This is a genomic window from Rhizobacter koreensis, assembly GCF_013366375.1.
Lineage (GTDB): Bacteria > Pseudomonadota > Gammaproteobacteria > Burkholderiales > Burkholderiaceae_C > Schlegelella_A > Schlegelella_A koreensis.
The window spans coordinates 211162-224966 of sequence record NZ_JABWMJ010000004.1; the positions used below are offsets into that span (position 1 = coordinate 211162).

11 protein-coding genes and 4 tRNA genes are annotated in these 13805 nt (G+C 68.3%); 12 read left to right on the forward strand and 3 right to left on the reverse strand.

Annotated features, from left to right (window positions below; genetic code table 11):
* Window positions 1-86: 86 nt before the first annotated feature.
* From hpnE to hpnC, 3 genes are all read right to left on the reverse strand, one after another.
* Window positions 87-1415, reverse strand: a complete 1329-nt coding sequence (gene hpnE, locus HQN59_RS10345) for a hydroxysqualene dehydroxylase HpnE (RefSeq protein WP_176068872.1) — start codon at window positions 1413-1415, stop codon at window positions 87-89.
* Between the two features lie 76 nt (window positions 1416-1491).
* Window positions 1492-2328 carry a presqualene diphosphate synthase HpnD gene (hpnD, locus tag HQN59_RS10350; protein ID WP_176068874.1) on the reverse strand — a complete coding sequence of 279 codons (837 nt, stop codon included), beginning with the start codon at window positions 2326-2328 and terminating at the stop codon, window positions 1492-1494.
* The gene (gene hpnC / locus HQN59_RS10355) at window positions 2325-3179 is read right to left on the reverse strand and encodes a squalene synthase HpnC (RefSeq protein ID WP_342451170.1); all 855 of its coding nucleotides are present in this window, start codon (window positions 3177-3179) and stop codon (window positions 2325-2327) included. The genes hpnD and hpnC overlap by 4 nt, the downstream gene beginning before the upstream one ends.
* Window positions 3180-3304: 125 nt before the next feature.
* Here hpnC and HQN59_RS10360 point away from each other — a divergent pair.
* The 12 genes from HQN59_RS10360 to HQN59_RS10415 all read left to right on the forward strand — a co-directional run bounded on the left by HQN59_RS10360 (window position 3305) and on the right by HQN59_RS10415 (window position 13793).
* Window positions 3305-3391, forward strand: a tRNA-Leu gene (locus tag HQN59_RS10360).
* Between the two features lie 25 nt (window positions 3392-3416).
* Window positions 3417-4724 carry a trigger factor gene (gene tig, locus HQN59_RS10365; protein WP_176068878.1) on the forward strand — a complete coding sequence of 436 codons (1308 nt, stop codon included), beginning with the start codon at window positions 3417-3419 and terminating at the stop codon, window positions 4722-4724.
* A 127-nt stretch (window positions 4725-4851) separates the two neighbouring features.
* The gene (gene clpP / locus HQN59_RS10370; RefSeq protein WP_176068880.1) at window positions 4852-5475 is read left to right on the forward strand and encodes an ATP-dependent Clp endopeptidase proteolytic subunit ClpP; all 624 of its coding nucleotides are present in this window, start codon (window positions 4852-4854) and stop codon (window positions 5473-5475) included.
* Window positions 5476-5597: 122 nt separating this feature from the next.
* On the forward strand, window positions 5598-6866 hold the full coding sequence (gene clpX / locus HQN59_RS10375; RefSeq protein WP_176068882.1) for an ATP-dependent Clp protease ATP-binding subunit ClpX: 1269 nt from the start codon (window positions 5598-5600) through the stop codon (window positions 6864-6866).
* Between the two features lie 112 nt (window positions 6867-6978).
* Window positions 6979-9399, forward strand: a complete 2421-nt coding sequence (gene lon / locus HQN59_RS10380) for an endopeptidase La (protein ID WP_176068884.1) — start codon at window positions 6979-6981, stop codon at window positions 9397-9399.
* 80 nt (window positions 9400-9479) lie between these two features.
* A tRNA-Gly gene (locus tag HQN59_RS10385) sits at window positions 9480-9555 on the forward strand.
* An 83-nt stretch (window positions 9556-9638) separates the two neighbouring features.
* Window positions 9639-9712, forward strand: a tRNA-Cys gene (locus HQN59_RS10390).
* Between the two features lie 46 nt (window positions 9713-9758).
* Window positions 9759-9935, forward strand: a complete 177-nt coding sequence (locus tag HQN59_RS10395) for a hypothetical protein (RefSeq protein WP_176068886.1) — start codon at window positions 9759-9761, stop codon at window positions 9933-9935.
* Between the two features lie 40 nt (window positions 9936-9975).
* A tRNA-Leu gene (locus HQN59_RS10400) sits at window positions 9976-10067 on the forward strand.
* Between the two features lie 117 nt (window positions 10068-10184).
* On the forward strand, window positions 10185-10934 hold the full coding sequence (locus HQN59_RS10405) for an electron transfer flavoprotein subunit beta/FixA family protein (protein WP_176068888.1): 750 nt from the start codon (window positions 10185-10187) through the stop codon (window positions 10932-10934).
* A gap of 54 nt (window positions 10935-10988) precedes the next feature.
* Window positions 10989-11921: an electron transfer flavoprotein subunit alpha/FixB family protein gene (locus tag HQN59_RS10410; RefSeq protein ID WP_176068890.1), complete on the forward strand. Its 933-nt coding sequence runs from the start codon at window positions 10989-10991 to the stop codon at window positions 11919-11921.
* Between the two features lie 78 nt (window positions 11922-11999).
* Window positions 12000-13793, forward strand: a complete 1794-nt coding sequence (locus HQN59_RS10415) for an acyl-CoA dehydrogenase (RefSeq protein ID WP_176068892.1) — start codon at window positions 12000-12002, stop codon at window positions 13791-13793.
* Window positions 13794-13805 lie beyond the last annotated feature (12 nt).

Sequence of the window (13805 nt, forward strand, 5' to 3'; positions counted from 1 at the left end):
CCGACGCTGTCGTTGCGCCGGTTCGTTTCTCGGGTCCGACCGACCACCCGCAACGTACGGGCGGTGCCTGTCGCATTGGCGGGCGATCAGCGACTCTTGCAGCCGGGAAGCCCGAGCTCGCGCGCGAGCTGCCGTGCAGCCTCGACACCGCTCCGCACCGCGCCTTCGAGCGTCGCCGGATACGGCCCGGCCACGTAGTCGCCTGACACCTGCAGGCGGTCCGCGACGCGTCCGGCCGGGCGCTGCAGGCCCGGCGTGCAGCGGAAGGTCGCCCGTTTCTCGGTGATGACGCGCACCACCTCGAGCGGCGTCCGCATGTGGGCGCCGAGTTCGGCGGCGGCCTGTTCCAGCGTCGCGGCCACGCACTCGTCGATGCCGCGCGCCAGCCACTCGCCCGCTCCGCTGACGACGAACGCGAGCATTCCGGCGGGTCCGCCGAGCTGGCCACGGTCGAACACGAACTGCGCCGGGCGCTCCGCGCCGGCCGCGAGCGCGAGCATCGGCGCCGGCAGGCGCGTTCCGGCGCTCGTCGCGTAGACAGTGACGATCGGCTCGTAGGCGAGGGAGCCCGCCTGTCGCGACCAGGCCGAGTCGATGCCGACCAGCAGGCGCGCGGCTTCGGAGGCACTCGCGGCAACGATCACGCCGTCGAAGGTCGCGGCGTCCACCTGCCATCCGTCGGCCACCTGCCGCAGCGCCGTCACCCGCTGGTGCGTCGACAGCGTCGCGCCGGCGCTCCGCAGCCAGCGGGCCGCCGGCTCGGGAAAGGCCGCGCCGAGCCCCACCTTCGGCAGCAGCAGGTCGGACGACCCGGCGCCGGCAAACAGCGCGTCGCGGATCACGCGCAGGAACACCGCGGCGCTCGCCTGGTGGGCCGGCGTGTTGAGCGCAGCGACGCAGAGCGGCTCGATCAGCTCGGCCTGCACGCGAACCGGCAGCCCAGCCGTGAGCGAGCTGACGCTGAGCGACGGTGCGCAGGCGAAGCGGTTCGCCGCCCAGCGCGCCGCGGCGGCGAGCAGCGCCAGGCGCTCGCGCAGCGACCAGCCCCGCTGTGCGAGCACGCCGCGCACGAATGCGGGCAACGGGTGCCCGGGCGGCAGCCGCAGGCCCTTGCCGTCGGCGCCGACCAGCGCCAGCGGCTGACGCACGAAGGCCTCGGCCTCGGCCACGCCAACGGTGCGCATCAGACGCAGCGTCTCGGTGTACGCGCCGATCGCGATGTGCTGGCCGTTGTCGAGCGCGACCGGGCCGGCGGCGACGTCGCGCGCCCGACCCCCCACGCCGGGAGCCATCTCGAAGACGTGCACCCGCGCGCCGAGCTGCGTCGCCTCGACGGCTGCGGCGAGCCCCGCCCAGCCAGCGCCGACGACGGCAACGTGTGGCGCGCCGGCACCCGTCGAGGCCCGCTCGTTCACTGGTTCCGCTCGTGCGTCAAGCTGGGGCGCGCACGGCCGCGTCGACCCTGTGGCCCGGCGCCGCGGCCGAGCTGCGTCACCGCCCGCGCCAGTTCGTGCGCATCGCGATCCAGAGCTTGCGCAGCGGGGTCAGCGAGGTGCGCTGGTGCAGCACCTGGAACCCGTCGGCCTCGATCTCGCGCAAGAGACTGCGGTAGATGTTGGCCATCATGATCCCCGGCTTCTGGGCGCGTCGGTCGGCGTCCGGCAGGTGGGCGAACGCCTCGTCGTAGGTGCGCTCGGCGCGTTCGGCCTGGAAGCGCATCAGCGCGGTGAAGCGGTCGCTGTACTGGCGGTCGAGGATCTCGCGCGCCTTCACGTCGAACTGCTTCAGCTCCGACATCGGGATGTAGATGCGGCCGCGCCGGGCGTCGTCGCCGACGTCGCGGATGATGTTGGTGAGCTGCATCGCCAGGCCCAGCCGGTGTGCGTAGGCGAGCGTGGCCGACTCGGTCCGGCCGAAGATGTTGGCGGCGACCTCGCCGACCACGCCGGCAACCAGGTGGCAGTAGCGCTCGAGCCCCGGGTAGTCGAGGTAGCGCGACTGCTCGAGGTCCATCTGGCAGCCGTCGATCACCGCCGTGAGGTGGCCGAGCTCGATGTCGTACGTCCCGGTGTGCGGCATCAGCGCCTTCGTCACCGGGTGCGTCGGCTGCCCGGCGAATGCGGCGGCGGCTTCGCTGCGCCACCACGCCAGCGTCGTCGCCGCGACGCCCGGGTCGCTCACCTCGTCGACGACGTCATCGACCTCGCGGCAGAACGCATAGAACGCCGTGATCGCAGCGCGCCGCGGCGGCGGCAAGAACAGGAACGCGTAGTAGAAGCTCGACCCGCTCGCTGCCGCCTTCTGCTGGACATAGGCTTCGGGCGTCATGCGGCCTCGGCGGCGACGTGCGTGTCGCGGCGGCGCATTGCGAGGGCGCGCCAGCCGAGCGCAAGAGCGTCGTGCCAGCGCAGCACGGGGCGTGCGACGAGCGTCGTGCAGCCGATCCGTTCGATGCGCTCGGCGATCCTGAGGCCCCCCTGCACGACGAGCCGCAGCTCCCAGCCGGCGCGGCCCCCGAGGCGGTGCACCAGCGGCGCGCCCGCCAGCATGAGCCCGCGCGCCCACGCGACCTCTTCGGCGACCAGCCGGTGCACCGCCGGTCCGTCGCGGCGCGCCAGCAGGTCGTCGGGGTTGACGCCGTATCGGGCGAGGTCGCCCTCCGGCGCGTAGATGCGTCCGCGCGACGCGTCGATGCCGAGGTCCTGCCAGAAGTTGACGAGCTGAAGCGCACTGCAGATCGCATCCGAATGCGCCAGCGACTCGGCATCGTCCACGCCGTGGAGGTGCAGCAGCAGGCGGCCCACCGGGTTGGCGGAGCGCCGGCAGTAGTCGAGCAGCTCGGCGCGGTCGCGGTAGCGCTGCTTCACCACGTCCTGCTCGAACGCGCTCAGCAGGTCGAGCAGCAGCGGCGTCGGCAGCCCATAAGTGCCGATGGCACGAGCGAGCGGCTCGAACACCGCTCGCCAGCGCGGCGACGGCGCCTGACCGGCGACGACGGCCAGCAGGTCGGCCCGGTAGGCCGCGAGCGCCTCGAGGCGCTCGGCCGGTGCCGCGTCGCCCTCGTCGGCAAGGTCGTCCGCGGTGCGCGCGTAGTGGTAGATCGCCGCGACGGCCGGACGCAGCCGCGGCGGGCACAGCAGCGATGCGACGGGAAAGTTCTCGTAATGCTCTACGCTCACCGCGCGATTGTCCATGCTCGGGCGGGATTCACGCCGGGCGCGCCGGGGCGAGCCGCTAAACTACCGGGTTCCGGCTCGCACTGCCAAGTGGCCCGGCGACGGCCATCGCAGCCGTCCGAACCCACGCGCGGGTGGCGAAATTGGTAGACGCACCAGGTTTAGGTCCTGACGCCTTCACCGGCGTGCCGGTTCGAGTCCGGCCCCGCGCACCAGCTCTGAAATTCGAAAGTTCCAACCATGCCCGTCCACGTTGAAAACCTCGACAAGCTCGAGCGTCGCATCACGCTCACGCTGCCGTCGTCGAGCATCGCCTCCGAAGTCGAGTCGCGCCTGCGCCGCATTGCCCGCACCGTGAAGGCCGACGGCTTCCGCCCCGGCAAGGTTCCGATGAGCGTGGTCGCGCAGCGCTACGGCTTTTCGGTGCAGAACGAGGTCATGAACGACAAGGTCGGGCAGGTCTTCTCCGAGGCGGTCAACGAGGCCAAGCTGCGGGTTGCCGGCACGCCGCGCATCACCGAGAAGGCCGACGCGCCAGAAGGCCAGGTCGCCTTCGACGCCACGTTCGAGGTCTACCCCGAGGTGAAGCTGGGCGACATCGGGCAGGCCGAGGTCGAGCGCGTCTCCGCCGAGGTGACCGAAGAGGCGGTCGACAAGACCATCGACATCCTGCGCAAGCAGCGTCGCACCTTCGCGCAGCGCCCGGCCGCCGAGCCGGCGAGCGTGGGCGATCGCGTCACCATCGACTTCGAGGGCAAGGTCGACGGCGTGCCGTTCGACGGTGGCCGTGCCAGCGACTTCCAGTTCATCATCGGCGAAGGCCAGATGCTCGAGCAGTTCGACGCGGCCGTGCGCGGCATGAAGGTCGGCGAATCCAAGACCTTCCCGCTGCAGTTTCCCGAGAACTACCAGGGCCGCGAGGTCGCCGGCAAGGAAGCCGACTTCCTCGTTACGCTGAAGAAGGTCGAGGCCGCGCGCCTGCCCGAGGTCGACGAGGCGTTCGCCAAGGCGCTCGGCATCGCGGGCGGCACGGTCGAGGCGCTGCGCGCCGACGTGCGCAAGAACCTCGAGCGCGAGGTCAAGTTCCGCGTCCTCGCCCGCAACAAGGCGAACGTGATGGACACGCTGCTCACGGCCGCCGAGCTCGACGTGCCGCGTGCGCTCGTCTCCGGCGAGGTCGATCGGCTCATCGCCGAGGCACGCTCCGACCTCAAGAAGCGCGGCATCAAGGACGCCGACAACGCGCCGATCCCGGCCGAAATGTTCCAGGCGCAGGCCGAGCGCCGCGTCCGCCTCGGCCTGGTGGTCGGCGAGCTGGTGCGCAGCAACAACCTGCAGGCGCGCCCCGAGCAGCTGCAGGCGCACATCGAGGAGCTGGCGCAGAGCTACGAGAAGCCGGCCGAGGTGATGCGCTGGTATCTCAGCGACCGCGAGCGCATGGCCGAGGTCGAGGCCGTGGTCGTCGAGAACAACGTCGCCGAGTTCGTGCTCGGCCGCGCGAAGGTCAACGAGCGCACGTTGCCGTTCGACGAGCTGATGGCCAGCTGATGGCGGCTGGCGCTGCCGGGCCAGTCCGGACGGCGCCTCGGCTCATGGCGTCGCCAGCTCCCCGGGGCGCCTCTTGAGCCGCGACTCGAGGCCCCCACATGCTGCGGATCACTAACAAGGACGAACGATGAGCGCGTTGGAAACGCAAGGTCTGGGCATGGTCCCGATCGTGATCGAGACGTCGGGCCGCGGCGAACGCGCCTACGACATCTACAGCCGCCTGCTGCGCGAGCGGGTAATCTTCCTGGTCGGGCCCGTGACCGATCAGACCGCCAATCTGGTCGTGGCGCAGATGCTCTTCCTCGAAAGCGAGAACCCGGACAAGGACATCCACCTCTACATCAACTCGCCGGGCGGCTCGGTGAGCGCGGGCCTGTCGGTGTTCGACACGATGCAATTCATCAAGCCGGACGTGTCGACGCTCTGCATGGGCATCGCCGCGAGCATGGGCTCGTTCCTGCTGATGGCCGGCGCCAAGGGCAAGCGCTTCGCGCTGCCGAACTCGCGCGTGATGATCCACCAGCCCTCTGGCGGCGCGCAGGGGCAGGCCACCGATATCGAGATCCACGCCCGCGAGATCCTCAAGACCCGCGAGCAGCTCAACAAGATCTACGCGGAGCGCACCGGTCAACCCATCGAGAAGATCCGCACCGACATGGAGCGCGACTTCTTCATGGACCCCGAGGAGTCGAAGGCCTACGGGCTGATCGACCAGGTGCTGACGCACCGGACCATGCCGGAATCGAGCTGACGCCGGCCCGCTTCGGCGGGCGGCAACAATGCCGGGATTGGGGCCTTTCTTGACGGTAAGGCCCCATTTTCTTTTCAACTATCATTGTTCGCGCCCCCCTTCCGAGACGCGATTTCCCTCCCATGGCAGAAAAAAAAGGTTCTTCCGGCGAGAAGGTTCTGTATTGCTCGTTCTGCGGGAAGAGCCAGCACGAGGTGAAGAAGCTCATTGCCGGGCCGAGCGTCTTCATCTGCGACGAGTGCATCGAGCTCTGCAACGACATCATCCGCGATGAGGTTCCGGCGGACGCCGCCGACCCGAAGGCCGCCAAGACCGACCTGCCGATCCCCAGCGAAATCAAGGCGAGCCTCGACCAGTACGTGATCGGCCAGGAAGTGGCCAAGCGCACGCTCTCGGTCGCGGTCTACAACCACTACAAGCGGCTCAAGCACATGAGCCGCTCCAAGGACGACATCGAGCTCGCCAAGAGCAACATCCTGCTGATCGGCCCGACCGGCTCGGGCAAGACGCTGCTCGCGCAGACGCTCGCGCGCTTGCTCAACGTGCCGTTCGTGATCGCCGACGCGACCACGCTCACCGAAGCCGGCTACGTCGGCGAGGACGTCGAGAACATCATCCAGAAGCTGCTGCAGAACTGCGGCTACGACGTCGAGAAGGCCCAGCGCGGCATCGTTTACATCGACGAGATCGACAAGATCTCGCGCAAGGCTGACAACCCGTCGATCACGCGTGACGTCTCGGGCGAGGGCGTGCAGCAGGCGCTGCTCAAACTTGTCGAGGGCACGATGGCGTCGGTGCCACCCCAGGGCGGCAGGAAGCACCCGAATCAGGACTTCCTGCAGATCGACACCACGAACATCCTGTTCATCTGCGGCGGCGCCTTCGACGGCCTCGAGAAGGTGATCCAGAACCGCTCAGAGAAGTCGGGCATCGGCTTCGGCGCGGCGGTCCACGGCAAGTCCGAAAAGCGCGTCTCCGAGATCTTCCGCGATGTCGAGCCCGAAGACCTGATCAAGTTCGGCCTCATTCCTGAACTTGTCGGCCGCTTGCCGGTGGTCGCGACGCTCGGCGAGCTGACCGACGAGGCGCTGGTGCGCATCCTCACGGAGCCGAAGAACGCGCTGGTCAAGCAGTACCAGAAGCTCTTCGCGATGGACGGCGTCGAGCTCGAGATCCGGCCATCGGCCTTGTCGGCGATCGCCCGCAAGGCGCTCGAACGCAAGATCGGTGCGCGTGGCCTGCGCTCGATCATGGAGCAGTCGCTGATCGACACCATGTTCGAGCTGCCGACGCTGGACGGCGTCGCGAAGGTGGTCCTGGACGAGCACACGATCCAGGACGAGGCCAAGCCGCTGCTGGTCTACCGCGAGCAGGCGAAGTTCAGCGCCTGACGGGCTCCCCGCCCGCCCAAGTCCGTCATCCCGGAGCCGCCCCACCCAGCGGCCGGCTCCTTGCAATCGAACGCTCCAGCCCTACATCGGCTGGAGAAAGAAAGGTTCAACAATGTCCGGACATCCTGTTCTCCCCGCTGCACGCATCACGTTGCCGCTGCTGCCGCTGCGCGACGTCGTCGTGTTCCCGCACATGGTGATCCCGCTGTTCGTGGGTCGCCCGAAGTCGATCAAGGCGCTCGAGGTCGCGATGGAAGCGGGCCGCCAGATCATGCTGGTGGCGCAGAAGGCCGCCGGCAAGGACGAGCCGCGCCCCGACGACATGTTCGCCGTCGGCTGCGTGTCGTCGATTCTGCAGATGCTCAAGCTCCCCGACGGCACCGTGAAGGTGCTGGTCGAAGGCGTGCAGCGCGCCGACACCCACTCGATCGTCGACAACGGCGAGCACTTCGTCGCCGAGGTCACGCCGGTGCCGCCCGAGACCGACCAGAAGCCCGAGGTCGAGGCGCTGCGCCGCGCCGTGACGCAGCAGTTCGACCAGTACGTCAAGCTCAACAAGAAGATCCCGCCCGAGATCCTGACGTCGATCGCGGGTATCGACGACGCCGGGCGCCTCGCCGACACGATCGCCGCGCACCTGCCGCTCAAGCTCGAGAGCAAGCAATCCGTGCTCGACCTCTACGAGGTCGACAAGCGCCTTGAGAAGCTGCTCGAGCAGCTCGAGCACGAGGTCGACATCCTCCAGGTGGAAAAGCGCATCCGTGGCCGCGTCAAGCGGCAGATGGAGAAGAGCCAGCGCGAGTACTACCTCAACGAGCAGGTCAAGGCGATCCAGAAGGAGCTCGGTGACGGCGAAGAGGGCGCCGACATGGAGGAGCTCGAGAAGAAGATCATCGCGGCCAAGATGCCGAAGGAGGCGCGCAAGAAGGTCGACGCCGAGTTCAAGAAGCTCAAGCTCATGTCGCCGATGTCGGCCGAGGCGACCGTCGTGCGCAACTACATCGACACGCTCGTCAACCTGCCGTGGTCCAAGCGCACCAAGGTGCGCCAGGACCTCGCGTTCGCCAAGCAGGTGCTCGACGAGGACCACTACGGCCTCGACAAGGTCAAGGACCGCATCCTCGAGTACCTCGCGGTCCAGCAGCGCGTCGACAAGGTGAAGTCGCCGATCCTCTGCCTGGTCGGGCCTCCGGGCGTCGGCAAGACCTCGCTCGGCCAGAGCGTGGCGCGCGCGACCGGGCGCAAGTTCGTCCGCATGGCGCTCGGCGGCGTGCGCGACGAGGCCGAGATCCGGGGTCACCGCCGCACCTACATCGGCTCCATGCCGGGCAAGGTGCTGCAGTCGCTGACCAAGGTCGGCACGCGCAACCCCTTGTTCCTGCTCGACGAGATCGACAAGCTCGGCATGGACTTCCGCGGCGACCCGTCGTCGGCGCTGCTGGAGGTGCTCGACCCCGAGCAGAACCACACCTTCAGCGACCACTACGTCGAGGTCGACTTCGACCTGTCGGACACCATGTTCATCGCGACCTCGAACTCGATGAACATTCCGCCGGCGCTGCTGGACCGGATGGAGGTCATCCGCCTCTCGGGCTACACCGAGGACGAGAAGGTCAACATTGCGCTGCGTTATCTGATCCCGAAGCAGTCGAAGAACAACGGCGTCAAGGAAGACGAGCTCGAGATCACCGAATCGGCGGTTCGCGGCATCGTTCGCTACTACACCCGCGAGGCCGGCGTGCGGTCGCTCGAACGCGAGATCTCGAAGGTGTGCCGCAAGGTCGTCAAGGCGATCCAGCTGCAGCAGACCAGCGGCAAGGTCGTCGTGACCGAGGAGAACCTGCACGAGTTCCTGGGCGTTCGCAAGCACGACTACGGCCGTGCCGAGAAGCAGAACCAGGTCGGCCAGGTGGTCGGCCTCGCGTGGACCGAGGTCGGCGGCGACCTGCTGACCATCGAGGCGGCGGTGATGCCCGGCAAGGGCAACATCATCCGCACCGGTCAGCTCGGCGACGTGATGAAGGAGTCGGTCGAGGCGGCTCGCTCGGTGGTGCGCAGCCGCGCCAAGCGGCTCGGCATCAAGGACGAGATGTTCGAGAAGCGCGACGTGCACATCCACGTGCCCGATGGCGCGACGCCGAAGGACGGCCCGAGCGCGGGTGCCGCGATGACGACGGCCTTCGTGTCGGCGCTCACCGGCATCCCGGTGAAGGCGAATGTCGCGATGACGGGCGAGATCACGCTGCGCGGCGAGGTCACGGCCATCGGCGGGCTCAAGGAGAAGCTGCTCGCGGCGCGCCGCGGCGGCATCACGACGGTTCTCATTCCCGAGGAGAACGTCAAGGACCTCCAGGAGATCCCCGAGAACGTGAAGAACCAGCTCGAGATCGTGCCGGTGCGCTGGATCGACCGCGTGCTCGAGCTCGCGCTCGAGTCGGTTCCCGAAGCGCTGCCTGACGAGGAGCCGGCCAAGCCTGCGGAAGAGGCGAAGGCCGCGGTTCCGCCTGCTGGTGCGGAGTTGTTGACGCACTGATTCGCGAGGGCCTGTACAAGGCCCGTGGTTCTGGCATATACTGTTCGACGTTGACGGTGCTGCTGAAGACCGACAGCAATGCGGGAGTAGCTCAGTTGGTAGAGCGCAACCTTGCCAAGGTTGAGGTCGAGAGTTCGAGACTCTTCTCCCGCTCCAGATAAAGAAAAAAGGGAAGCCTCGTGCTTCCCTTTTTTCGGTCCGGCGTCGACGTCGGGCATCGTCTGCGATGATTCGCACATGGCGCGGTAGCAAAGCGGTTATGCACCGGATTGCAAATCCGTTCAGCCCGGTTCGACTCCGGGCCGCGCCTCCACCCTGGCTTGACGAGCCGCACCGCACCTCGTGCGGCGACAAGATCCATGAACGCTGAAGAGCTCGCCGCGGAATACGACCGCCTGCGCAACGAACTGCGCCGTCTGCTTGCCGAACCCGACAAGGACATGGCCGCCGTCGCGCGCGTGATGGACCAGCTCGACCTCACCCACCGCCGGTACAAGGCCGCGCACGGCATCGACGGCAACAACCCGATCGACTGACGCGGGCGGAGCCGCGCCTCGCCGGATAATTCGCCGCTCGGCCCGGGTGGTGAAACTGGTAGACACAGCGGACTTAAAATCCGCCGCTGCTCGAGAGAGGGCGTACGGGTTCGATGCCCGTCCCGGGCACCAGCTGCACCCATCGTGCTCGACGCCGATGGCAAAATCGCACGCTCGTTCTTTTTCGGTGCGCCGCGGCGCGCGTCCATGCGGCGGCCACCCGGTCGCCTGCCACTCAGGAGCTCCTCGATGAAGGTTCTGGTTCCCGTCAAGCGGGTGGTCGATTACAACGTCAAGGTTCGCGTCAAGTCGGACGGCAGCGGAGTCGACATCGCCAACGTCAAGATGAGCATGAACCCGTTCGACGAGATCGCGGTCGAGGAAGCGGTCCGGCTCAAGGAGAAGGGCGTCGTCACCGAGGTCGTGGCGGTCTCGTGCGGCGTGCAGCAGTGCCAGGAGACGCTGCGCACCGCCATGGCGATCGGCGCGGACCGCGCGATCCTCGTGCAGCACGACGGCGAACTGCAGCCGCTCGCCGTGGCCAAGCTGCTGAAGGCGCTCCTCGACAAGGAAAAGCCGGACCTCGTGATCCTCGGCAAGCAGGCGATCGACGACGACTGCAACCAGACCGGCCAGATGCTGGCCGCGCTCGCCGACCTGCCGCAGGCGACCTTCGCCTCGAAGGTCGAGGTCGCCGACGGCTACGCCACCGTCACGCGCGAAGTCGACGGCGGCGCCGAGACGCTCAAGATCAGGCTGCCTGCGATCGTCACCACCGACCTGCGCCTCAACGAGCCGCGCTACGTGACGCTGCCGAACATCATGAAGGCCAAGAAGAAGACGCTTGACGTGGTCAAGCCATCAGACCTGGGCGTCGATGCCACGTCGCACCTCAAGACGCTCAAGGTCAGCGAGCCGCCCAAGCGCGGTGCGGGCGTCAAGGTGCCCGACGTCGCCACGCTGGTCGAGAAGCTGCGCAACGAGGCCAAGGTCATCTGACCGCGAGCCGCGCAGCGACGATCCCTGCCGTACCGAACCTACCGAGACCGCCTCATGCCATCTCTCGTCATCGCCGAGCACGACAACCAGAGCATCCGCACGTCGACGCTGAACACCGTGACGGCCGCGATTCAGTGCGACCCGGACGTGCACGTGCTCGTCGCGGGGCAGGGCGCCGCCGATGCGGGCGCCGCTGCAGCGCGCATCGCGGGCGTCAAGAAGGTGCTGCTCGCCGACAGCGAAGCGTTCGCGCACGGCCTCGCCGAGAACCTCGCGGCGCAGGTGCTCGCGCTCGCCTCGGGCTACTCGCACATCCTCTTTCCCGCCACTGCGGGCGGCAAGAACGTCGCGCCGCGGGTCGCGGCCAAGCTCGACGTCGGTCAGATCTCGGACATCACCAAGGTCGACTCGGCCGACACCTTCGAGCGCCCCATCTACGCCGGCAACGCGATCGCGACGGTGCAGAGCATTGACCCAGTGAAGGTGATCACGGTGCGCACGACCGGCTTCGATGCCGCGGCCGCCGAAGGCGGCAGCGCAGCGGTCGAGACCGTCTCGGCGGTCGGCGACTCGGGCCTCTCGAGCTTCGTCGGCAGCGAGATCGCGAAGAACGATCGGCCCGAGCTCACCTCGGCCAAGATCATCGTCTCCGGCGGCCGCGCGCTCGGCTCGAGCGACAAGTTCAACGAGGTGCTGACGCCGCTCGCCGACAAGCTCGGTGCCGCGCTCGGCGCGAGCCGTGCCGCGGTCGACGCGGGCTACGCGCCGAACGACTGGCAGGTTGGTCAGACCGGCAAGATCGTCGCACCGCAGCTCTACATTGCGGCCGGCATCAGCGGCGCGATCCAGCACCTCGCGGGCATGAAGGATTCGAAGGTCATCGTCGCGATCAACAAGGACGCGGAGGCGCCGATCTTCAGCGTCGCCGACTACGGCCTCGAGGCCGACTTGTTCACCGCGGTCCCGGAGCTGATCAGCAAGCTCTGAGGGCACCCGCCACGCACGTTTGCAGGACGAAGGGCGCCACGGGGCGCCCTTTTTCCTTTCGATCCCCACGGAGACACCATGAGCTATCGCGCGCCCGTCAAGGACATGCTGTTCTGCATGACCGAACTCGCCGGACTCGAGCAGATCGGACAGCTGCCCGGATTCGAGGACGCCAGCGTCGACACCGCCGAGGCGGTGCTCGACGAATGTGCCCGCTTCAACGAGAGCGTGGTCGCGCCGCTCAACCGCACCGGTGACCTCGAGCCATCGTCGTGGGACGCCGGCACGGTGCGCACGACGCCCGGTTTCAGGCAGGCGTTCCGCCAGTTCGCCGAAGGCGGCTGGCAGGGCTTGCAGCACCCCACCGAGTTCGGCGGACAGAACCTGCCGAAGACGATCGGCGCGGCGTGCACCGAGATGCTCAACAGCGCCAACCTGAGCTTCGCTCTCTGCCCGCTGCTGACCGATGGCGCGATCGAGGCGCTGCTCACCGCGGGTACCGACGAGCAGCGTGCGCTCTACCTGCCGAAGATGATCTCGGGCGAGTGGACCGGCACCATGAACCTCACCGAGCCGCAGGCCGGCTCGGACCTCGCGCTGGTGCGCACGCGCGCCGAGCCGCAGGGCGACGGCTCGTACAAGCTGTTCGGCACCAAGATCTTCATCACCTACGGCGAGCACGACATGGCCGCCAACATCGTGCACTTCGTACTCGCACGGATCGCCGGTGCGCCCGAAGGGGTCAAGGGCATCAGCCTGTTCGTGGTGCCGAAGTTCCTGGTCGGTGCCGACGGCGCGCTCGGCGAGCGCAACGACGTGCACTGCGTCAGCATCGAGCACAAGCTGGGCATCAAGGCGAGCCCGACTGCGGTCCTGCAGTTCGGCGATCACGGCGGCGCGATCGGGCACCTGGTCGGCGCCGAGAACCGCGGCCTCGAGTACATGTTCATCATGATGAACGCGGCGCGCTACGCGGTCGGCGTGCAGGGGATCGCGGTCGCCGAAAGGTCATACCAGAAGGCGGCAGCGTACGCCCGCGAGCGCGTGCAGTCGCGGCCGGTGGACGGCTCGGTGCCGGGCTCCGCGACCATCGTCCACCATCCCGACGTGCGGCGCATGCTGATGACGATGCGTGCCTACACGGAAGGCGCGCGCGCGATGGCGATCGTCGCGGCGGCCGCGTTCGATGTCGCGCACCACGACTCCGACCCCGAGACCCGCAAGCGTTCGCAGGCGTTCTACGAATTCATGGTGCCGCTGGTGAAGGGCTTCAGCACCGAGATGAGCGTCGAGGTGGCGAGCCTCGGCATCCAGGTGCACGGCGGCATGGGTTTCATCGAGGAGACCGGCGCCGCTCAGTACTTCCGCGACAGCCGCATCCTGCCGATCTACGAGGGCACGACCGCGATCCAGGCGAATGACCTGGTCGGCCGCAAGACCGGCCGCGACGGCGGTCAGACCGCGCGCTCGATCGCGACCGAGATCGCGCGCACCGAGGCCGCGCTGGCCCCGCGCGACAGCGCTGCGGCTCGCGCGATGGCGACCCGCCTGGCGGCCTCGCGGGCCGACTTCGAGGCCGTCGCGAACTTCGTCGTCGAGCGCGTACGCAGCGACCCCAACGCGGTGTTCGCGGGCTCGGTGCCTTACCTCATGCTCGCCGGCTATACCGTGGCCGGATGGCAGATGGCGCGCGCGCTGATCGCCGCCGAGGACACGCTCGCCGCCGGCAGGGGCGACGCGGCGTTCCTGCGCGCGAAGGTCGCAACGGCGTGGTTCTACGCCGAGCATCTGCTGACCCGCACCCCCGCACTGCGCGCCGCCATCGTCGATGGCGGCGCCAGCGTGATGGCCCTCGACAACGACTCGTTCTGAAGCGGACCGCCC

What these genes read in the sequence shown, in the direction of transcription:
- HQN59_RS10415 (WP_176068892.1), top strand. Translation starts at nt 12,000, where the DNA reads ATGAGCTATCGCGCGCCCGTCAAGGACATGCTGTTCTGCATGACCGAA.
- clpX (WP_176068882.1), top strand. Translation starts at nt 5,598, where the DNA reads ATGGCAGAAAAAAAAGGTTCTTCCGGCGAGAAGGTTCTGTATTGCTCG.
- lon (WP_176068884.1), top strand. Translation starts at nt 6,979, where the DNA reads ATGTCCGGACATCCTGTTCTCCCCGCTGCACGCATCACGTTGCCGCTG.
- clpP (WP_176068880.1), top strand. Translation starts at nt 4,852, where the DNA reads ATGAGCGCGTTGGAAACGCAAGGTCTGGGCATGGTCCCGATCGTGATC.
- HQN59_RS10395 (WP_176068886.1), top strand. Translation starts at nt 9,759, where the DNA reads ATGAACGCTGAAGAGCTCGCCGCGGAATACGACCGCCTGCGCAACGAA.
- hpnD (WP_176068874.1), bottom strand. Translation starts at nt 2,328, where the DNA reads ATGACGCCCGAAGCCTATGTCCAGCAGAAGGCGGCAGCGAGCGGGTCG.
- HQN59_RS10405 (WP_176068888.1), top strand. Translation starts at nt 10,185, where the DNA reads ATGAAGGTTCTGGTTCCCGTCAAGCGGGTGGTCGATTACAACGTCAAG.
- tig (WP_176068878.1), top strand. Translation starts at nt 3,417, where the DNA reads ATGCCCGTCCACGTTGAAAACCTCGACAAGCTCGAGCGTCGCATCACG.
- HQN59_RS10410 (WP_176068890.1), top strand. Translation starts at nt 10,989, where the DNA reads ATGCCATCTCTCGTCATCGCCGAGCACGACAACCAGAGCATCCGCACG.